19 protein-coding genes are annotated in these 20,567 nt (G+C 71.0%); 13 read left to right on the plus strand and 6 right to left on the minus strand.

Annotated features, from left to right (window positions below; translation table 11 throughout):
• Positions 1 to 42: 42 nt before the first annotated feature.
• From hydA to AC3ANN_RS14105, 4 genes are all read left to right on the plus strand, one after another.
• On the plus strand, positions 43 to 1,476 hold the full coding sequence (gene hydA, locus AC3ANN_RS14090; RefSeq protein WP_488338009.1) for a dihydropyrimidinase: 1,434 nt from the start codon (positions 43 to 45) through the stop codon (positions 1,474 to 1,476).
• Positions 1,477 to 1,488: 12 nt separating this feature from the next.
• Entirely contained in the window at positions 1,489 to 2,505 is a 1,017-nt protein-coding gene (locus AC3ANN_RS14095; protein ID WP_488338010.1) for a TIGR03842 family LLM class F420-dependent oxidoreductase, read from the plus strand.
• A gap of 22 nt (positions 2,506 to 2,527) precedes the next feature.
• Positions 2,528 to 3,844, plus strand: a complete 1,317-nt coding sequence (locus AC3ANN_RS14100; RefSeq protein WP_488338011.1) for an aminotransferase class III-fold pyridoxal phosphate-dependent enzyme — start codon at positions 2,528 to 2,530, stop codon at positions 3,842 to 3,844.
• 66 nt (positions 3,845 to 3,910) lie between these two features.
• The gene (locus AC3ANN_RS14105; protein WP_488338012.1) at positions 3,911 to 5,443 is read left to right on the plus strand and encodes a CoA-acylating methylmalonate-semialdehyde dehydrogenase; all 1,533 of its coding nucleotides are present in this window, start codon (positions 3,911 to 3,913) and stop codon (positions 5,441 to 5,443) included.
• 95 nt (positions 5,444 to 5,538) lie between these two features.
• On the opposite strand, the gene AC3ANN_RS14110 is transcribed toward AC3ANN_RS14105, so the two are convergent.
• Positions 5,539 to 6,513, minus strand: a complete 975-nt coding sequence (locus AC3ANN_RS14110) for a diacylglycerol/lipid kinase family protein (protein ID WP_488338013.1) — start codon at positions 6,511 to 6,513, stop codon at positions 5,539 to 5,541.
• Positions 6,514 to 6,620: 107 nt separating this feature from the next.
• Between AC3ANN_RS14110 and AC3ANN_RS14115 the strand changes: the two genes are divergently transcribed.
• Positions 6,621 to 7,583: a hypothetical protein gene (locus AC3ANN_RS14115; protein ID WP_488338014.1), complete on the plus strand. Its 963-nt coding sequence runs from the start codon at positions 6,621 to 6,623 to the stop codon at positions 7,581 to 7,583.
• Here AC3ANN_RS14115 and AC3ANN_RS14120 read toward each other — a convergent pair.
• Complete coding sequence (locus AC3ANN_RS14120) at positions 7,580 to 8,026, minus strand: Lrp/AsnC family transcriptional regulator (protein WP_488338015.1); 447 nt, start codon at positions 8,024 to 8,026, stop codon at positions 7,580 to 7,582. The genes AC3ANN_RS14115 and AC3ANN_RS14120 overlap by 4 nt on opposite strands.
• A gap of 112 nt (positions 8,027 to 8,138) precedes the next feature.
• On the opposite strand from AC3ANN_RS14120, the gene AC3ANN_RS14125 reads away from it, so the two are divergent.
• From AC3ANN_RS14125 to AC3ANN_RS14135, 3 genes are read left to right on the plus strand one after another with little or no spacing between them, the layout of a single operon-like run.
• Positions 8,139 to 9,551, plus strand: coding sequence for a DUF6421 family protein (locus AC3ANN_RS14125; protein WP_488338016.1), 1,413 nt, complete (start codon positions 8,139 to 8,141; stop codon positions 9,549 to 9,551).
• Entirely contained in the window at positions 9,544 to 10,275 is a 732-nt protein-coding gene (locus AC3ANN_RS14130) for an SDR family NAD(P)-dependent oxidoreductase (protein WP_488338017.1), read from the plus strand. The genes AC3ANN_RS14125 and AC3ANN_RS14130 overlap by 8 nt, the downstream gene beginning before the upstream one ends.
• A gap of 37 nt (positions 10,276 to 10,312) precedes the next feature.
• Positions 10,313 to 11,389: a threonine aldolase family protein gene (locus tag AC3ANN_RS14135; protein WP_488338018.1), complete on the plus strand. Its 1,077-nt coding sequence runs from the start codon at positions 10,313 to 10,315 to the stop codon at positions 11,387 to 11,389.
• 106 nt (positions 11,390 to 11,495) lie between these two features.
• On the opposite strand, the gene AC3ANN_RS14140 is transcribed toward AC3ANN_RS14135, so the two are convergent.
• The 3 genes from AC3ANN_RS14140 to AC3ANN_RS14150 form a co-directional block, all read right to left on the minus strand.
• Positions 11,496 to 13,259, minus strand: a complete 1,764-nt coding sequence (locus AC3ANN_RS14140; protein WP_488338019.1) for a DivIVA domain-containing protein — start codon at positions 13,257 to 13,259, stop codon at positions 11,496 to 11,498.
• 222 nt (positions 13,260 to 13,481) lie between these two features.
• Positions 13,482 to 15,395 carry a M3 family metallopeptidase gene (locus tag AC3ANN_RS14145; RefSeq protein WP_488338020.1) on the minus strand — a complete coding sequence of 638 codons (1,914 nt, stop codon included), beginning with the start codon at positions 15,393 to 15,395 and terminating at the stop codon, positions 13,482 to 13,484.
• Positions 15,396 to 15,432: 37 nt separating this feature from the next.
• A complete protein-coding gene (locus AC3ANN_RS14150) occupies positions 15,433 to 16,020 on the minus strand; it encodes an NUDIX hydrolase family protein (protein WP_488338021.1) in 588 nt (195 codons plus the stop codon).
• 99 nt (positions 16,021 to 16,119) lie between these two features.
• On the opposite strand from AC3ANN_RS14150, the gene AC3ANN_RS14155 reads away from it, so the two are divergent.
• From AC3ANN_RS14155 to AC3ANN_RS14175, 5 genes are all read left to right on the plus strand, one after another.
• A complete protein-coding gene (locus AC3ANN_RS14155) occupies positions 16,120 to 16,740 on the plus strand; it encodes a hypothetical protein (RefSeq protein WP_488338022.1) in 621 nt (206 codons plus the stop codon).
• 27 nt (positions 16,741 to 16,767) lie between these two features.
• Positions 16,768 to 17,052, plus strand: a complete 285-nt coding sequence (locus AC3ANN_RS14160) for a CHRD domain-containing protein (RefSeq protein WP_488338023.1) — start codon at positions 16,768 to 16,770, stop codon at positions 17,050 to 17,052.
• Between the two features lie 34 nt (positions 17,053 to 17,086).
• A complete protein-coding gene (locus AC3ANN_RS14165; RefSeq protein WP_488338024.1) occupies positions 17,087 to 17,755 on the plus strand; it encodes an alpha/beta hydrolase in 669 nt (222 codons plus the stop codon).
• Between the two features lie 306 nt (positions 17,756 to 18,061).
• On the plus strand, positions 18,062 to 19,732 hold the full coding sequence (locus AC3ANN_RS14170) for an ABC-F family ATP-binding cassette domain-containing protein (protein WP_488338025.1): 1,671 nt from the start codon (positions 18,062 to 18,064) through the stop codon (positions 19,730 to 19,732).
• 122 nt (positions 19,733 to 19,854) lie between these two features.
• The gene (locus AC3ANN_RS14175) at positions 19,855 to 20,037 is read left to right on the plus strand and encodes a PspC domain-containing protein (protein ID WP_488338026.1); all 183 of its coding nucleotides are present in this window, start codon (positions 19,855 to 19,857) and stop codon (positions 20,035 to 20,037) included.
• Positions 20,038 to 20,077: 40 nt separating this feature from the next.
• Here the strand turns inward: AC3ANN_RS14175 and AC3ANN_RS14180 are convergent, their stop codons facing one another.
• On the minus strand, positions 20,078 to 20,542 hold the full coding sequence (locus AC3ANN_RS14180) for a hypothetical protein (protein WP_488338027.1): 465 nt from the start codon (positions 20,540 to 20,542) through the stop codon (positions 20,078 to 20,080).
• Positions 20,543 to 20,567 lie beyond the last annotated feature (25 nt).

Consider the following 20,567-nt stretch of genomic DNA (forward strand, 5'->3'; position numbering starts at 1 on the left):
TGGGTTTCGCTCACCGGCGAGCTCCGAGATGGGATGCGCAGAATGACGACCACACTCATCAAAGGCGGAACCGTCGTCTCGGCGACCGGACGCGGCGAAGCCGACGTGCTCATCGACGGCGAGACGATCGCGGCGGTGCTCGCGCCGGGCTCGCAACTGCTGGGGACGGATGTCGCGGCATCCGTCGACGCCGTCATCGATGCGACCGGCAAGTACGTCATCCCGGGCGGCATCGACGCGCACACCCACATGGAGCTGCCCTTCGGCGGCACCAACGCCTCCGACACGTTCGAGACCGGCACGCGCGCCGCCGCCTGGGGCGGCACGACGAGCATCATCGACTTCGCCGTGCAGCGCACCGGCGAGCGCGTGCAGGACGGACTCGCGGCCTGGCACGAGAAGGCTCGCGGCAACTGCGCGATCGACTACGGCTTCCACCAGATCGTCGGCGGGGTCGACGACGACTCGCTGGCGGCCATGCGCGGCCTCATCGACGAGGGCGTCACGAGCTTCAAGCTCTTCATGGCCTACCCGGGCGTCTTCTACTCAGACGACGCGCAGGTGCTGAAGGCCATGCAGGTCTCGGCCGAGACCGGTCTGCTCACGATGATGCACGCCGAGAACGGCCCTGCGATCGACGTGCTGGCGGCGCAGCTGGCGGATGCCGGGAAGAAGGCGCCGTACTACCACGGGATCGCGCGCGCCTGGCAGATGGAGGAGGAGGCCACGCACCGCGCGATCATGCTCGCGAACCTCACCGGCGCACCGCTGTACGTCGTGCACGTGAGTGCCAAGCAGGCCGTCGGGCAGCTGGCGTGGGCACGCGACCAGGGGTGGAACGTGTTCGGCGAGACGTGCCCGCAGTACCTGTACCTGTCGCTCGAGGAGCAGCTCGGCGGGTTCAGCGAGGAGTGGGGGCAGTTCGAGGGTGCCAAGTGGGTGTGCTCCACGCCGCTGCGCAGCCGCAAGGACGGGCATCAGCAACACATGTGGCAGGCGCTGCGCACCAACGACCTGCAGATGGTGTCGACCGACCACTGCCCGTTCTGCATGAAGGGCCAGAAGGAGCTCGGGCTCGACGACTTCCGTGCGATCCCCAACGGCATCGGCGGCGTCGAGCACCGCATGGACCTCATGTACCAGGGCGTCGTCACCGGCGAGATCACACTCGAGCGGTGGGTCGAGCTCACCTCGACCACACCCGCGCGCATGTTCGGGCTGTACGGCCGGAAGGGGGTCATCCAGCCGGGCGCCGACGGCGACATCGTCGTCTACGACCCGAACGGCCACACCTCGATCTCGGCCGCCTCGCACCACATGAACATGGACCACTCGGCGTGGGAGGGCTTCGAGATCGACGGCCACGTCGACACGGTGCTCTCGCGCGGCAAGGTCATCGTCGACGGGGGCTCGTACCTCGGGCGGCCCGGCGACGGGCGGTTCCTCCACCGCGGTCTGAGCCAGTACCTGGTGTGACGGAGGCGTGAGATGGACTTCGGCGTCGTCCTGCAGACCAATCCGCCCGCGGCCCGCACGGTGCAGCTGGCCAAGCTGGCCGAGGCTCACGGCTTCAGCCACGTCTGGACCTTCGACTCGCACCTGCTGTGGCAGGAGCCGTACGTCATCCACTCGGCGATCCTCGCCGAGACGAACCGGGTCTTCGTCGGCCCCTTCGTCACGAACCCCGCGACGCGGGACTGGACGGTCACGGCATCCGTCTTCGCCACCCTCAACGAGATGTACGGCAACCGCACGATCTGCGGGATCGGCCGCGGCGACTCCGCGGTGCGCGTCACCAACGGCAGGCCGACGACCATGGCCGAGCTGCGCGAGTCGATCCACGTCATCCGCGAGCTCGCCAACTCCCGGCCGGTCGAGTACAACGGCGCCACGCTGCAGTTCCCGTGGAGCCGCGGCTCGCAGCTCGACGTCTGGGTCGCCGCGTACGGTCCGATGGCCCTGAAGCTCGCGGGCGAGGTCGGCGACGGGTACATCCTGCAGCTCGCGGACGTCGACATCGCCGCGTGGATGATCAAGACGGTGAAGGATGCCGCGGCCGCCGCGGGCCGCGATCCCGACTCGCTGGCTTTCTGCGTGGCGGCCCCGATGTACATCGGCGACGACTGGCAGCACATGCGCGACCAGTGCCGCTGGTTCGGCGGCATGGTGGGCAATCACGTGGCCGACATCGTCGCGAAGTACGGCCACCACGGTGTCATCCCCGACGCGCTCGCGGACTACATCCAGGGCCGGCAGGGCTACGACTACAACACGCACGGGAGAGCGGAGAACGACCACGTCGACTTCGTGCCCGACGAGATCGTCGACCGCTTCTGCATCCTCGGCTCGGCATCCGACCACATCGCCAAGCTCGAACAGCTGCGCGAGCTCGGCGTGACGCAGTTCGCCGGCTACCTCCAGCACGACAGCAAGGAAGAGACCATGCGCGTCTACGGCGAGACCGTGATCCCGGCGCTGCAGACCCACGTGGCCGCCAAGTCCTGAAATCCGGCGAAGGAGCCATCGCATGACCGAAGACCTCGATGCCCTCGCGAAGCAGCTCGACCGCGACCACGTGTTCCACTCGTGGTCGGCACAGGCGGGACTCGACCTCCCCGTCATCGCCGGCGGTGAGGGCGCCGTCGTGTGGGACCACGCAGGCCACCGCATGCTCGACTTCGCCAGTCAGCTGGTCAACGTCAACATCGGGCATCAGCATCCCGCCGTCGTGGCCGCGATCCGCGCGCAGGCCGATCAGCTCGCGACGATCGGCCCCGCGACGGCGAATCTGCAGCGGGGCCAAGCCGCTCAGCGCATCCTCGCCAAGGCTCCGGACGGGTTCGCCAAGGTCTTCTTCACCAACGGCGGCGCCGACGCGGTCGAGAACGCGATCCGCATGGCTCGCCTCCACACCGGTCGCGACACCGTGCTGTCGACGTACCGGTCGTACCACGGCAACACCGGCGCGGCGATCGTCGCGACGGGCGACTGGCGACGGATGCCGAACCAGTACGCCCGCGGGCACGTGCACTTCTTCGGGCCCTTCCTGTACCGCAGCGAGTTCTGGGCCACGTCACCCGAGGAGGAGTCCGAGCGCGCTCTGCACCACCTCGAGCGGGTCATCCAGTCCGAGGGTCCGTCGACGATCGCGGCGATCCTGCTGGAGTCCGTGCCGGGCACCGCGGGCATCCTGGTGCCACCGCCGGGTTACCTCGCCGGAGTCCGCGCCCTCGCCGACAGGTACGACATCGTGCTGATCCTCGACGAGGTGATGGCCGGGTTCGGGCGCACCGGCCGGTGGTTCGCGTTCCAGGGCTACGACGTCGTGCCCGATCTCATCACGTTCGCGAAGGGCGTGAACTCGGGGTACGTCCCGGTGGGCGGCGTCATCGTCTCGGAGCCGATCGCGGCGACGTTCGACGACCGCGTGTTCCCCGGCGGGCTGACGTATTCGGGTCATCCGCTGGCCGCGGCATCCATCGTCGCCGCCATCGACGCGATGGAGTCCGAGGGGATCGTCGACAACGCCCGGCGCGTCGGCGAGGAGTCGATCGGACCGGGTCTGCAGGAGCTGGCCGAGCGGCATCCGCTCATCGGCGAGGTGCGCGGCGAGGGCGTGTTCTGGGCGATCGAGCTCGTGGCCGACCGCGAGACGCGTGAACCCGTCGGGGCCGACGTCGTCGGACGCCTCAAGAAGGAGCTCACCGGCCGCGGCCTGCTGCCTCTGACCGTCGACAACCGCATCCACGTCGTCCCGCCGTGCGTCGTCACCGACGCCCAGGTGGCCGAGGCGATCGCGATCTACGATGAGAGTCTGACGAGCGTCGAAGAAGACCTCTTGTGACGCGTGCATCCGCCGCCGCGCCGCCATCACGAATGGCCCGCGGCGCTTCCGAAGGAGGAAGACGACATGACTGACACGATGGAACGCACCGGGACCGAGCGCATCGGCGCCGCGGTGATCGATCACTGGGTGAGCGGCGCGCCGTGGGCCGGGGCATCCGACCGCACCGGCGACGTGTACAACCCGGCGCTCGGGACCGTCCAGAAGCAGGTGCGGTTCGCGTCGACGACGGATGTCGCGGCCGCGGTCGACGTCGCCTCGGCGGCGTGGGCGCAGTGGCGTGACACGTCGATCGCGAAGCGCCAGGCGGTGCTGTTCTCGTTCCGCGAGCTGCTGAACGCCCGCAAGGACGAGCTCGCCGAGATCCTCACGAGCGAGCACGGCAAGGTGCTCTCCGACGCGCTGGGCGAGATCGCCCGAGGCATGGAGGTCGTCGAGTTCGCGTGCGGCGTCGGCCACCTCACCAAGGGCGCCTATACCGAGAACGCCTCGAGCGGCATCGACGTCTACACGATGAAGCAGCCGTTGGGCGTGGTGGGCATCATCAGCCCGTTCAACTTCCCGGCGATGGTGCCGCTGTGGTTCTTCTCGGTGGCGCTCGCCGCCGGCAACGCCGTGATCCTGAAGCCGTCCGAGAAGGACCCGAGCGCGGCGAACTGGATGGCCGCGCTGCTCAAGGAGGCGGGCCTGCCCGACGGCGTGTTCAACGTCGTCCACGGCGACAAGGAGGCCGTCGACGCGCTCCTCGAGCACCCCGACGTGCGGGCGATCTCGTTCGTCGGCTCGACGCCGATCGCGAAGTACGTGTACGAGACGGCCACCTCGCACGGCAAGCGCGTCCAGGCGTTCGGCGGCGCGAAGAACCACATGCTGGTGCTTCCGGATGCCGACCTCGACCTCGCGGCGGACGCCGCCGTGAACGCGGGCTTCGGCTCGGCGGGCGAGCGCTGCATGGCGATCTCGGTGGTGCTGGCGGTCGACACCGTCGCCGACGAGTTCGTGGCGAAGGTCGCCGAGCGCATGAAGACCCTGCGCACCGGCGACGGCATGCGCGGCTGCGACATGGGCCCGCTCATCACCGGCCAGCATCGCGACAAGGTGTCGTCGTACATCGACGTCGCGGGGGCCGACGGGGCGACCGTCGTGGTCGACGGGCGCGGCGTCGAGGCCGACGGCGACCCGAACGGCTTCTGGCTCGGACCGACCCTCATCGACAAGGTGCCGACGTCGTCGACCGTGTACGGCGACGAGATCTTCGGGCCGGTGCTGTCGGTGGTGCGCGTCGAGGGCTACGAGGACGGCCTCGAGATCATCAACTCGAGCCCGTACGGCAACGGCACCGCGATCTTCACCAACGACGGCGGCGCCGCGAGGCGGTTCCAGCGCGAGGCGACGGTCGGCATGATCGGCATCAACGTGCCCATTCCGGTGCCGGTCGCGTACCACTCGTTCGGCGGCTGGAAGGCGTCGCACTTCGGCGACACCAAGGCCTACGGTCCGCACGCGTTCGAGTTCTTCACGGCCGAGAAGGCGATCACGTCACGCTGGCTCGACCCCTCGCACGGCGGCCTGAACCTGGGCTTCCCGCAGCACACCTGAGGCCCCGGGCGATGTCCAGGTTTCTCCCCTTCGTGTCCCGATCTCGTCCACATGAGGGGCGCTGAGCGACCGAAATCGGGACACGCCCTGAACGCTCACGCCGAGCGCGGTGGCGCGTAGACCGTCACCGCGCTCGGGATCGCGACGCAGCGCAGCGTGAACTCGGTGCCCGGGCGCTCTTCGAGCTCGCCGTCGTGGACGAAGACCGACGGATGCCCCGGCCCGGGCCGCACCGTCAGCTCGATCTCGGTCACCACGAGGCGCTCGACGTCCGAGCGCGGCGGCATGAGCCGCAGCGTCCGCAGCACCGCCGTGGTGCGGCGTCCGAACGCGAGCGAGGCGACTGCGCGCACGCGGGACCCGCGCGCGTGATGGATGCGCACATCGAGCACGGCCTCCTCGAGGTGCTCGCGCTGCATGGTCGCGACGCGCTGCGGGTTGTTGCGCCCGACGCCGACGAACACCGACCATACGCGGGCGCGACGGCCCTCGTGCACGATGACGAGGGGCTCCGCGTCGCGCAGGGCGTGCCACGCGGCGACCATTCCGCCGAGCCATTTGCCGAGCCTGGGCCGGCGGCGCTCGCGCTCGTCGATGAGCTCGGGGTACGCGCCGACCGACACGGCGTTCAGTGCGAGGATCGGGCTGCCGCCGTCGGCGTTCACCTCGGCAGCGCTGACCTCCACGGTGGTCCCCGCCTGCAGCGCGTCGATCGCGGTGTCGACGTCGATGAGCCCGGCGGATCGCGCGAAGTGGTTGAAGGTGCCGCCCGGCATCACCAGCAGCGGCCGCGCATACCGCCGGGCGAGGTCGGCCATGCGCGACACCGAGCCGTCGCCGCCGTAGACGCCCAGGACCGCCGGCGCGGCGGCATCCGTCTCCATCGCCACGCTCACCACGTCCGCGAGGTCGTCGCCGTCTCCGAGTTCGCACACATCGGCGTCCGGCAGCCGCTCGTCGAGGACCGGCGCGGGATCGGTGCGGATCACCGCGGTGCCGGACTGCGCGTTTCGCACGATGAACACGCCGCGACCGGTCGCAGCGTCCGACGGAGGCCGCTCGGAGATCATGGCCCGAGCGTACGCCCGGCAGCAGCCGGGCGGGCGGGCAGGCACCTGTATCTGGCCGGAGCACACGGGACTCTTCCTCGTGAACCCCTGAAGCGAGGAGCTCCGCCATGAACGATCCGCAGAACGACAGGGCTTCGGTCGAGGTCGACCCGGCCGCCCTTGCCCTCCCCGACGACTCGCGTTCCGCCGCGCACAGCACGCGCCATATCGAGGCAGCGCTGCGCGCGAGCGGCCTGGACTCCGAGGTCGCGGAGGTGCTCCCGGTCCGCGATCAGGGGCTCCCGGTGAGGGATGTGTGGGGCGAGTGGGAGGATGCCGCGTGGACGGGTGCGTTCGGCCGCAGGCCGCGACTCGATCCCGTCGCCGGCATCCGATGGCCGAAGTCGCTGTACATCCCGCGCGGCGCTGACCACCGCGACCACTGGCTGGTGCCGCCGCCCGACCGCCAGCGCTACGCGCTCGCGTGGCCGGCCGTGGGCAACGGCGCCCGGCCGGACTGGGCATCCGCCGACACGGGCGAGCTGTTCGCGTACACGATCGTCCCCTGGACCGAGCCCAGTGCCGACACGCGGTCCGAAGCCGGGATCGGCATCCTCTACTCCCCCGAGTTCACGCTCGGGACCGTCGACTTCGAGCCGATCGTGAACGTCAAGGACGGCATGCTCGCGTCGGTCCTGGAGTACTTCCCGTCACTGTCGGCGGGGAGCGTCACGCTCACCGCGAGCGTCGTGCTCGCCGCATGGCAGGTCATTCCGGGCGGCTACGACCTGCTCGACTACGCGAGTGTGCCCATCGCCCGGATCACGCGGGACCAGAGTCACGGCCCCGAGCGCGCCAAGCTCCCCGGGTCGCTGTACACCCCGCGTCCGTTCCGCAAGCGGTTCCTGGTGCAGAAGGGGCGCGAGTACCTGTTCGGCGCGGTGGGCCGCGTGCAGGCGACCTCGACGCTCACGGCGAGCGACGGCCGCCCGCTCGTGGGCCCGGACGGCTCGAACTTCAAGGTCTACGGCTGGATCACGCTCGGCATCCCGTACATGACCGTCGAGACGGCACAGGTGCACCTGCCCTAGGCGGGCAGGATCGGGCGGTTCTCGTAGAAGGTCTGCAGCACCACGGTGGTGCGCGTGTTGACCGACGCGGCCGAGCGGATGTCGCGGATCAAGGTCTCGAGATGGCGCGGGCTCGCGACCCGCACGAAGAGGATGTAGCTCGCGTCGCCGGCGATGGAGTGGCACGCCTCGATCTCTGCGAGATGCTCGAGCAGCTCCGGGGCGTTGTCGGGCTGGGCGGGGTCGAGCGGCGTGATCTCGATGAACGCCGAGAGCGGCTTGCCGACCGCCTCGGCGTCGACCGTCGCGCGATAGCCCGTGATGACGCCTCGCGCTTCGAGCCGCCGCAGGCGGGTCTGCACGGCCGACACCGACAGGCCCACTGCCGCGGACAGCTCGGCCAGCGTCGCACGCGCGTTGAGCGAGACTTCCTGCACGATGCGCTGATCGACAACATCCTCCATACGTGGAAGAATATCGGTCATCTGCGGTGTACGCCGTAAATCTTCCTGTCCGCACCATTCTTCTCGAAGATCGGAGGTTCCCATGCACCGCACTGAGCCTGTCGAAGTGTCCATGACCGCGCACAACGCGAAGTCCATCGTCGGAGAGCCCGAGGTCCTCGAGGACGCCTCGAGGGTCGAGACCCACTCCGCGTGGCTCGCGCTCAAGGAGGCGGCGACCGCACTGCAGTCGCTGCAGGTCCAGGACGGGTCGATTCCGGATACCGCGACCCACGACGACGCGCGGGCTCAGGTCGCCCGGATCGTGGCCGGCATCCGCGCGCTCGCGCCCGCCTTCCCGCACGACGCCGAGTACCTCTCCGCCTCGGTGCGGGACTTCGAGCGCTGGGCGGACAGCGGGTTCGGCGTGCCCGACTTCTACGACTCGCTGGTCGCGTTCCAGCCGCAGCGGCATCGGGTCGACGGCATCCGTCATCTCGTCGTGTTCCCGATGTACACGCAGAACGGCTCGAGCGACCGGCATGTCGAGGCCGTGCTCGTCGAGGTGATCTGGCCGGAGTTCATCGCGCAGCTCGAGGCCGGCGACTACGGCAACAAGCTGTTCGTGTCGCTGCGGTTCCTCGACTTCACACCCGGGTACGACACCAACAGCGCAGTGCTCTTCCCCGAGACCGTCGCGATGCGCGAGATCCCGGCGTTCACGTGGGGGGCGATCTTCCAGGACCGCGAGGCCGCGCGCTACCGCCGCGTGGTGCGCACCGCGGCCGAGATCACGAAGCTCGAGCTGCCCGATGACGCGGCACGCATGCTCGATGACCAGACGCTCACCGAGAAGACGTTCGTGATGTGGGACATCATCCACGACCGCACGCACATGCGCGGCGACCTGCCGTTCGACCCGTTCATGATCAAGCAGCGGATGCCGTACTTCCTGTACTCGCTCGAGGAGCTGCGCTGCGACCTCACCGCCTTCCGCGAGTGCGTCGCGATCGAACGACGGCTGTCGGCACGCGACGAGCTGTCGGCGGCTGAGGCCGAGATGCTCGAGCATGCGAAGCTCGTGCAGTACGCGGTGATCTTCGACCGCATCTTCCGCTTCGCGATCACCGGCTCGCGCGTACGGAACTACGACGGGCTCGGCGGCCAGCTGCTGTTCGCGTGGCTCCACCAGCACGGCGTGCTGCACTGGACCGACACGTCGCTCGCGTTCGAGTGGGACGACGTCCCCGCCGCCGTGATCGCTCTGGGCGCCGCCATCGACGAGCTCTACTGGCGCTCGATCGACCGTCCCAAGACGGCACACTGGCTCGCCGCGTACGACCTGGTGCGCTCGGTGCTCACGCCCAACCCGGCGTCCGCGTGGGCACGCGGCCTTCCCGACGAGACCCTCGCCGGTGCGCCCAAGGGCTACACCGACGCCGTGATGGACGACGAGTTCCCGCTGTCGATGTTCTACGAGGCGCTCGACAAGAAGATGAAGCCCGTCATCGAGTCCACCGCCGGGATCACCGGGAACGATGCCTGACCGCGTTTCGTCTGGGGTCTCGGGGCGTCTCGTGGTCATCGCCGGCGCGACCAGCGCGTCGGGACTCGCGGCCGCCCGCGAGCTCGTGGCCGCCGGCGCACGGGTCGTCGCCGTGGGAAGGGACCCCCGCAAGCTGCGGGAACTCGCCGATGCCGTCACCGCGACCAGCGGAGCCGCGGATGACGGTGGAGCGGGAACGCTCCGCACCGAGGTGTGCGATCTCACCGATGAAGCGGCGGTCGCCGAGCTCGTCGGCCGCGTGCACGCGACCGATGGCGCCGTCGACGGGGTGCTGCACCTCGTCGGCGGCTGGCGTGGCGGCGGAGGCCTCGGCGGGCAGAGCGACGAGGACTATCGCTTCCTCGAGCGCTCACTCACGGCACTGCGCCATGTGAGCCGTGCGCTCGACGCCGATCTGCGCGCGTCCGCGTCGGCACGCACCGCCATCGTGTCGTCGATCGCGGTCACCCGCCCGCTGGCGGGCGGGGCCAACTACGCCGCCGTCAAAGCAGCGAGCGAGGCGTGGGCGCGAGCGCTCGCGCAGGGCTTCGCGAAGGCCGCGAAGGATTCCGGGCAGCCGCTGGCCGCGGCATCCGTCATCTTCCGCACCAAGAGCCTCGACGGACTCGAGGATGCCCTCGCGCAGCGTTTCGCCGCTCTCTGGCTGTCGGACCCGGCCGAGATCAACGACACGGTCGTCGACCTCACCGACCCGTCGCTCTGACCGTGCCGGCTCGGCCGCGCATGACGACATAGATTGGATGCTCGTGACCACGATCCACGACCCGAACCTGCGCGGATTCGCCTCCGACAACTACTCCGGCATCCACCCCGAGGTGCTCGCGGCCATCGCCGCCGCCAACGACGGCCACCAGGTCTCGTACGGCGAGGACGTCTACACCGAGCGGCTGCAGGAGGTGTTCGCGCGGCACTTCGGCGAGGGTGTCGAGGCGTACCCGGTGTTCAACGGCACCGGAGCCAACGTCGTCGGGCTGCAGTCGATGCTGCCGCGCTGGGGGGCCGTGATCGCGGCCGGCACGGCGCACATCAACGTCGACGAGGGCGGCGCTCCCGAGCGCGTGGCGGGCATCAAGCTGCTCACCGTTCCGACCGACGACGGCAAGCTCACGCCCGAGCTCATCGACCGCGAGGCGTGGGGATGGGGCGACGAGCACCGCGCCCAGCCGCTCGTCGTCTCGATCACGCAGTCCACCGAGCTCGGCACGCTCTACACCGTGGACGAGATCGCCGCCATCGCCGATCACGCCCACCGCCTCGGCATGAACGTGCACATGGACGGCTCGCGGATCGCCAACGCCGCGGCGTCCCTCGGCGTCCCCTTCCGCGCCTTCACACGCGACGTCGGCGTCGACGTGCTGAGCTTCGGCGGCACCAAGAACGGCGCGATGCTCGGCGAGGCCGTCGTCGTGCTCAACCCCGAGGCGTCGCACGGGCTGACCTTCCTGCGCAAGCTCGACATGCAGCTCGCGTCGAAGATGCGCTTCGTGTCGGCGCAGCTGCTCGCGCTCCTCGAGGGCGACCTGTGGCTGCGCAACGCCTCGCACTCCAACGCGATGGCGCAGCGCCTGCGCGCCGGGATCGAGGCGGGGCTCGCCGACGGCTCGATCCGCGGCGTCGCGTTCACGCACCCGACCCAGGCCAACGGCGTCTTCGCGACGCTGCCCGACGGCGTGGCCGACCGGCTGCGGGAGTCGTTCCGGTTCTACGACTGGGATGCGGCGAAGAACGAGGTGCGCTGGATGTGCAGCTTCGACACGTCCGAGAACGACATCGACGCCTTCCTCGCCGCGATCGCGCGGGAGACCTCCGCCGCCTGACGCGGCCGCGGGACGTCCTCGGCGATCGGTTCGCAGGAGAGATGCGCTTCCGCAGGACGGATCTCGCGGATCGGTCCTGCGGAAGCTCGAATCTCCTGCTGAGCGCTCACGACTGAGCGGGCTCGGCGTCCTCGCTGGGCTCCTCGGCCGGGCTGCCGGCCTCCGACACGGGCGCTTCCTCGACCTCGGCCTCGGTGGACTCGCTCCGCTCGACCAGTTCGGCGAGCTCGGCATCGACATCGTCCACCGACACGTCCTCGAGCGAGGGTTCCTCGTCTCGGGGCGACTCGGCCGCGTCGGCCTCCTCCCCCGCCTCGGGCTCCTCGTCGGCCGCGGCCTCGGGCGCGTCAGCGTCGTCGAGGACGGCTTCGCTCGCCGCCCCCGGCTCGTCGGCGGCCCCGTCTCCGGGCTCCTCGGCGGCGTCCTCCGGCGCGTCGGCGGGATCGTCCGAGTCCTCGGCCACGGATGCCTCATGCTCGGCGTCGGCGGCGGTCGCGGCATCCGTCGACTCGTCGTCCGCGGCGGGCGCGATGGGCGACTCCGGGCGGATGAGCTCCTTGACCTCGGCCATGAAGCTCGTCAGCTGATGCTGCTGCCAGCGCAGCTGGCGGGTGCGGTCCTCGGCGTCGCGCAGCACGGCCTGCGAATGCGTGGTGACGAGCTCCATGATGCGCTGCGCCTTCGCGCGGGCCTGATCGAGGTGCTCGTTCGCGCGCAGTGTGGCGTCCGCCTCGATCTGCTGCGCCTGGGCGCGCACGAGACGCTCGAAGTCGTCGGCCTTCGCCGACACGCGCTGCGCGTGCTCGAGCGACGCGGCGACCTGCTCGTTGGCGTCCTGCGTGATGCGCTCCGCGTGCGCGACCGCCTGATTGTGCAGCACCAGGAACTCCTGGTGCGCGTCGTCCTGACGACGGCTCAGGGATGCCTCGAACTCGAGTGCGCGCACGCGGAGCTCCCGCACCGCCTCCTCCGCCTCGGACCGATCGCGCGCCGTCTCTCGGGCGACCATCGATCGCAGCGCCGCGGCGCCCTTCTCGGCCTCGGAGCGGATCGCGGCGGCCTCGCGCTCGGCCTGCGACACCTTCTCGGCCGCGTGCGCGGCCTCGCGCTCGATGCGCGCCTGATGCGCGGTCAGCTCGGTGTCGATGCGCAGGCGCACCTGCTGGGCCTCGTGCTGAGCCTGCGAGATGATGGCTTCGGCCTCGGCCTGCGCCGAGCGCCGGCGGTTGTCGATCTCTTCGCGTGCGGCCTCCAGCAGACGGTCGCCCTGCACGGTCGCGTTGCGGATCAGCAGGCTCGCCTGATCCTCGGCGACGCGCAGGATCTCTTCGAACTGCGGGCGGCTCCCCGACTCGGTCGCGGTGCCAAGGAGCTCCTCGCTGAGGGCCTGCACCTGCTGCTCGGCCTGCGTGGTCTTGGCGTTGGCGGCCGCGAGCTCCAGGCGCAGGCGCTCCACCTCCTCGCCCTCCTGCGCGCGGCTCGCAGCGAACTGCGCCTCGAGCCGCTCGATCTCGTCGCGGTGCCGGGCCTCGAGTTCGGCCAGTCGCGACCGCAGTCGCTCGGCCTCGTCTCCGCTCTGCGACTTGGCGGCCTCGAGCTCGGCCTCGAGCCGCTCCGCCTTCGCCCTGCTCTGTGCGACTGCCGCGCCGGCGCGCCGCTGGTGCTGCTTGACCTGGGCGAGCTCGTCGTTCGCGGCGCGCAGGCGAGAGTTCAGTCCCGCGAGCGCCGCGTCGACCTCGTCCTTGTCGTATCCGCGGAACGCCGTGGCGAAGGCCGCGCCGAACGAGGTCGTCGCGGTGTCGCCGATCAGGCTGTCGAAGGGGTGGGGCTCGTCGGGCGTGCCGTCAGGCGATGCGGCGTTGTCGGACATATGCGTCTCCGCTTCTGAAGAGTTGTCGGTCCGCGAGCGCGCGGCGGGAGCGGCCCTCCGCGCGGATGCGCCGAGGGGCGGAGCCGACGGCGCTCACCGCGGAAGCGCACCGTCCAGGACGACACCGGGGGGGAGTGTCGCAGGATGCCTGCGCTTCGGGGTTGGTCGAAGGATACCTCGCCCGCCTGTGTCTCCGGAACGGCGCCCTCCCGGCCCGCGCGGTCACTCCCCGGCGAGCCACTCCCGGTACGCGTCGAACCGCGACGGGCGGCCGAGGAACGCCTCGACCATGTCCTTCGCGTCGCGGGACCCGCCGCGCTCGAGCACCTCGGTGCGATAGCGCTCGGCGGACTCGGGGTCCATGAGCCCGTTCGCGAACCCGCTCAGCAGGTCCCGCGCGATCACGAGGCTCCACTGGTAGGTGTAGTAGCAGGCGCCATAGCCGGTGAGGTGGCCGAATCCGGCGTACGGATGCAGGCCGGGCAGCGGCTGGACGGGGCTGGTCGAGGCGTACAGCCGCTCGGTCTCGGCCTGCAGGTCGGCGGGCCGGTCGACGTGCAGCCGGTACGAGACGTTGGCGTGGCCGAGCTGCCGGCGCACCTCGAGTGCACGACCGAAGGCGTCGGCCGTGCGCATGCGGGCGACCAGGTCGGCTGGTATCGGGGCGCCGTCGGCGTCGGCCGTGAACGACGCCAGCACGTCGGCGTCCCACGCCCACTCCTCCAGCAGCTGGCTCGGAGCCTCGACGAAGTCCCACTCCGCCTGCACGCCCGAGAAGCGGGCGAAGCGCTGATGACCGCCGAGGATCTCATGGACGAGGTGCCCGAACTCGTGGAAGAACGTCACGACCTCATCGTGCTCGAGGAGCCCGCGCGAGAAGTTGCACAGCAGCGCCGCTTCGGGGATGACGCGTCCGAGCACGCCGGGCGCCAGGGGGAAGCACGCCGCGTGGCTGAACTTGCCGTCGCGCGGATGCAGGTCGAGGTGGATGCGGCCGATGCGCTCGCCGTCGCGCACCACGTCGTATGAGCGCACGTCGTCATGCCACGTCGGAACGTCCACCGGCACGTACTCGACGTCGAGCAGGCGCCCGGTGACGTCCAGCACCCCTCCGACCACGCGCTCGAACGGGAAGTACGAGCGCACCAGCTGCGCGTCGACGTCGTGACGCTCCGCCTTGAGCACGCTCAGCAGGTACCAGAAGTCGGCGATCGTGACCGTGTCGGCGTCGGGGACGTCTTGGCGCAGCCGCTCCAGGAGCAGCGGGTACTCGGCCTCCGCCGCGTCGCTCGAGGCGTCGTCGAGCCGGGTCAGGAACACCGGGATCTGCGCGCCGCTCCCGATCATGCGCGTCTCGGTCTCGTACTCCGCCCAACCCGCGTAGCCGAGAAGGCGCGCCCGCTCGGCACGCACCTCCAGCAGCTCGGCGAGCACGGCCTCGTTCTCGGGCCACGCCATGTCGTTGTACGCGCTCACCAGCGCGGTGCGGGTGGCGCGGTCGGTCGCGTACTCGCGCACCGGCATGAGGTCGGGGTAGTCCGTCGACAGCGTCACGAGCCCCCGCTCGTCGGCGGGATGCGCGTCGATGAAGTCCTGCGGGAGCCCCGCGAGCCCGGCGGCGGGCACCGTGACCTCGCGACGGCCCTCGCGGATGCTGCGCGAGAACGCCAGCGAGAGCTCGGTGTCGCGATCCGCGAGCACGCGAACGCGCTCGCGCTCGGCATCCGCCAGCTCGACTCCGCCTCGGCGGAAATCGCGCAGCAGGTGCGTGAGCAGCCGTGCCTCATCGGCGTCGAGGCCGTCGGCCGGAGTGTGCGCGAACGCACGCCACAGCTCGCGGTCGAGCAGCCGCTCCGCGGTGAGCGACTCGACCGCCTGCACCTGCTCCTCGGCGAGCGCGCGGACCGACGCATCGGGGTGCGCCTCGCTCACGACGTAGGCCTCGCTCAGCGCCTCGTGCAGGGCGATGTCGGCATCGTTCCAGAGCTCGAGCCGCTCGATCGTCGACAGCCCCGCCTCGGTCTTCAGCCGATCGTCGATGCTCCTGACACGGGCGATCCGCTCGGCGGGACGCTCGGCGGCGAACGCCTCCCAGCCGGCGGCATCGGACGGAAACGACAGCGGCTCTCTGGTCACCGTCCGAGCCTATTGCCGCGGTGCCGGAGTCGCGCTCTCAGCGCAGCGCGCCGACGCTCGCGAGCGCCAGCCGGATGAGCGTGCCGCGGCCGCCCTCCATCTCGGCGGAGAGGGCGTCGGATGCCGCTTCCTCGGGCGTCAGCCACGTCACCTCGAGCGCATCCTGACGCGGCTCGCACGTGCCGGTGACCGGCACCACGAAAGCGAGCGAGACGGCGTGCTGACGGTCGTCGTGGAATGCGCTCACGCCCGGCAGCGGGAAGTACTCGGCCACGGTGAACGGCACCGGCTGAGGCGGCAGCATCGGGAACGCCATCGGACCGAGATCGTTCTCGAGGTGGCGGAACAGCGCGTCGCGCACCGTCTCGCCGTACCTCACGCGCCCCGACACGATCGTGCGGGTGATCTCGCCGACGGGGGTGGCGCGCAGCAGGATGCCGACCTCGGTGACCTGCCCCATGCCGTCGGTGCGCACGGGGATGCCCTCGACGTACAGCATGGGCAGGCGCCGGCGCGCCTCTTCGAGCTCGATGTCGCTGAGCCAGGCGGGGTTCGAGACGTTCCCGGACGGCGGGCCGAACGGCTCGTCGCCCGCCGGCTCGGGGTCGGGGGTGCGCACGGACATGCCTCCTGTATACCCCCTCACCCCCGGTTGCGCCGCGCCGTTCGTCGCGTCGGCGGCCCGGCTCAGTACGCTGACTGTCATCCGCACCGGAGGGACGAGATGAACGCCGAGCCCGAGACACGCCTCACTCGCATCCAGGACATCGTGGGCGTGTTCCTGCTCTCGATCACCGCGGTCCTCACCGCGTGGTGCGGCTTCGAATCCTCCAAGTGGGGCGGCGAGATGTCGATCGCCTTCAGCGAGGCCTCGGGCGCCCGGATCCAGGCGGCGAGCGCGGCCGGTGAGGCCCGTACGGCCGAGCAGTTGGATCTCACCGTGTATGCGCAGTGGGTCGTGGCCACGGCCGACGGCAAGACCGAGCTCGCCCAGTACATCGAGGACCGCTTCACGCCGCACTTCGCCGCCGCGTTCGACGCCTGGCAGGCCGACGGCATGGCCGAGAACGGCCCGTTCGCCCGCGAGGAGTACGTTCCGCCGGGGCAGGCCGAGGCCGAGGAACTCAACGCCCGTGCCGACGACAAGTTCGCGCAGGCGCTCGTGAACAACCAGCGCGGCGACGACTACTCGCTTCTCACGGTGCTGTTCGCGCTCGTGCTGTTCCTCACCGCGATGTCGCAGCGCGATGTGAAGACGTGGATCGGGCGTGCGCTCCTGGGCCTCGCCATCGTCGTCGCCATCGTCGCGATCGTCATCCTCTTCACGTTCCCGATCAAGATCTGATCCCCGCGCGTCCCCCCGTCGCGCGCCTTGTCGCGGCCCCCCTCCGGGCGCAGCGAGCGAGCTGCCGGCCGTCTCGGGGCGCCGGCCCGACAGATCGAAGGCCTGACGGCCTCGACGGTCGCGGCCCACGTCGATGTCGCTCCCCGCAAGGTCGCGGGGCCCATCGTGGTGCCGCTCGATATCCCGAACGAGACGACGTTCGAGACCAGCGGCTGCGCGACGGCGGATCCCGCGCTCCTCGCCGCGATCGCCGAGAACCCGGTGCGCACGCCGACGTGTCCCGGAGGGGAGGTGCGTGACCGCCTGAAGTGAGGACGGCGTCGGACCGGCACGGCAGGATGGAGGCGTGAGCCCGCACGAGCCTCTCGATTCCGACGTCGTCCTATGGTCGGCCGAGCCCGCGGAGCGAGCCGGCCGGCCGCTGGTCGTCCTCCTGCACGGGTACGGCGCCGACGAGCGCGATCTGTTCGCCCTCGCACCGCACCTGCCCGACGAGTTCGTGGTGGCGGCCGTACGCGCCCCGCTCGCGCCGCCGTTTCCGACGCCGGGGTACTCGTGGTACGCCATCGACGGCCTCGAGAGCCGCGACCCCGCGCATGTCACCGCGTCCGCGCATCGGCTGATCGCGTGGACGGAAGCCGTGGCCGACGGTCACCCGGCGGTCGGCCTCGTCGGCTTCTCGCAGGGTGGCGCCGTGGCGCTGCAGGCCATGCGCCTCGAGCCGCAGCGCTTCGCGTTCGCCGTGAATCTGTCGGGCTACGCCACCCCCGGCGAGCTGCCCCGCGACGCCGAGCTCGCGCAGCTCCGGCCGCCCGTGTTCTGGGGCCGCGGCACGCACGACGACGTCATCCCCCCGTTCCTCGTCGAGCACACGACGCAGTGGCTGCCGGAGCACGCCGACCTGAGCGGCCGCGTGTACCCGGGGCTCACCCACAGCGTGTCGGAGCAGGAGCTCGCCGACGTCGTCACCTTCCTCGACAAGCAGCTCGAGCGCCTCGACACGACCGCGGGCTGACGCGGAGATGGCCCCGGAGCCGCTCCGCTCGCCCGCGAGGCGCCGAGGAGTCCGCGTGACTGCGGCGGCGGCATCCGCTATGGTGGCTGTCGGCCTTTGTCCCCGAGGTGAGGAACTCCCTTGAAGCTGATCGACGCGACCGCGCTGTAATCGCGCTGCTCCGTCGATCCTCGACGCTCCAGCGCCCCAAGATTCCGCGCTGGCGTCGATCGGCCGTTCCGGCCCCTGGTTGCTGAGCCCGTCATCGGGCGCGATCCCGGGCAGCGGCGGCTCCGGTGTCAGCGCTCGACTGACTCAGGAGGCCTCATGCCTGCACACACCCTCACCCCTGCCATCGTCCTCGACCGCGTCTCATTCGCGTGGCCCGACGGTTCCGTCGCACTGTCGGGCCTGTCAGGGTCGTTCGGCACCGGCCGCACGGGACTGGTCGGCCGCAACGGCTCCGGCAAGTCGACCCTGCTGCGTCTCATCGCCGGCGAGCTCACGCCGTCAGCGGGTCACATCACGGCGACGACGGATGCCGCGTTCCTTCCGCAGCGGTTGACGCTCGACGTCGACCGGCCCGTCGCCGACCTGCTCGGCGTCGGTGCGCCGCTGCGCGCGCTGCGCGCGATCGAGTCGGGCGACCCCGACCCGCGGCACTTCGACGCCGTCGGCTCCGACTGGGACATCGAGGCGCGCGCCCACGCGGCGCTCGCCGATGCCGGCCTCGCGCCCGACATGCTCGACCGCACCGTGGGTCGGCTGTCGGGCGGCGAGGCGGTGCTGACCGCGGTGGCCGGCATCCGTCTCCGCGGCGCGCCCATCACCCTGTTCGACGAGCCCACCAACAACCTCGACCGCGAAGCCCGTGCGCGACTGCACGACATGGTGCGGTCGTGGCGCGGGACGCTCGTCGTGGTCAGCCACGACACCGCCCTGCTCGAGCTGATGGACGACACCGCCGAGCTGTACGACAGCGAGCTGTCGGTGTTCGGCGGCCCGTACTCGGAATGGCGGGCGTGGCTGGAGGCCGAGCAGGGCGCCGCGCGCGACGCCGAGCGCGCCGCGAAGCAGGCCGTGCGGCGCGAGAAGCGCCAGCGCATCGAGGCCGAGACGACGCTCGCGCACCGCGCCGCGATGGGCCGCAAGGCCCAGCTCGAGAAGCGCGTGCCGAAGATCGTGGCGGGCGGCCGCAAGATGGCCGCCCAGGTCTCGGCCGGGAAGCTCCGCGGCGAGAAGGCGGAACGCGAAGCCAATGCCCGCGAGGCGCTGGACGCCGCCGAGCGCCGCGTGCGCGACGACGACTCCGTCAGGATCGACCTGCCCGATCCGGGAGTCCCGGCCGGCCGCCGCATCGCCACGATCGGCGACGGCGAGCGCACCTGGATCGTCCAGGGCCCCGAGCGGGTCGCCCTGATCGGGCCGAACGGCGCCGGCAAGACGACTCTCCTCGAGCAGCTGGTCGGGGCGGGTCGCGCGCGTGCAGAGAAAACAGGAGAATCGGGCGCCCTGCGTGCCGAGATGGGCGAGTACGCGGCGTCCTTCCTGCGTTCTGCACGCACGGAGCTGCACACCGATCGCGTCGGCTACCTGCCGCAGCGGGTCGACGGGCTCGACGACTCGGCGTCGGTGCTCGAGGTCGCCGCGGCGGCCGCGCCGAACATCGGCACGGTCGAGCTGCGCAACCGGCTCGCGCGGTTCCTCATCCGCGGCGCCGCGGTCGAGCGGCCGGTGGCGACGCTGTCGGGCGGCGAGCGGTTCCGGGTCGCGCTCGCGCGGCTCATGCTCTCCGACCCGCCGCCGCAGCTGCTGGTGTTCGACGAGCCGACGAACAACCTCGACCTCGACACCGTCGATCAGCTGGTGGACGCCCTCGCCGCGTATCGCGGTGCGGTGCTGGTGGTCAGTCACGACGACGCGTTCCTGAAGCGCATCGGCGTGGCACTCACGCTGGAGCTCGACCGCGACGGCATGCTCACCGAGACGGAGCTGTAGCGCACGAAGGCGCGGGGCCGCGGCATCTCTTCCCTGCGAAGACGGATGCCGCGGCCTGCGCCCCCGGCGATCCGGGGGTCAGCACCCCTGCGCCGAGCCGCCGCGCGGCGGATGATGGGGTCATGAACGCACTCGTGAGACCTCAGAGGGGCAGATGGATCGCCGGCGTCTGCGCGGCGCTCGCGGCCCGGTTCGGCTGGAACGTCACCCTGGTGCGCATCCTCACCGTGATCGCGGTCGTCTTCTTCGGCCTGTCGCTGTGGGCGTACATCCTGCTGTGGATCGTGGTGCCGAGCGAGCGCTGACCGCGCGCGCGGAGCGCGTCGGCTCCTGCGGCTGATCGCTCTACGGTTGCCGGGGCTTGTTACGTCCCGGCGCCGAGCCGCTGTTTCCGGGGGCATCCTCCTCGGCCGGCGCGGTCTCGGCCGGAGCCGGCGCCGGTGCAGGGTCGGCGACGGGCTGGGTGACGGGCTGCGTCGCGGGCTCGTCGGGTACGACCTCCGTCGGCGGCGCCGCCTCGGGTACGGGCGTCGAGGGGGTACGTGCCGGCGTCGGCGTAGGGTTCGCTCGCGGCGTGACGCCCGCCTCCGACACGGGAGCGGGCTTCGGGAGGACGGGCGGCTGATCGCCGGGCGCCGCGACGATCGACGACACCACGACCACCAGCGACAGCCCGAGGGCTCCGCACAGCGCGCCGAGCCCGAACGTCTGCGTCCGGCGGGACCGCAACCATGAGCGGTCCAATGCGGGGTTGGTGCGGCGGGTGAGCGGAGCAGGGTTCTCCGGCCCGCTCGAAGGCGTCGGTTCCATCACGCTCCTCGGCAGAGACGCGTGC

It is taken from the genome of Microbacterium sp. STRO-2N (genome assembly GCF_057747775.1).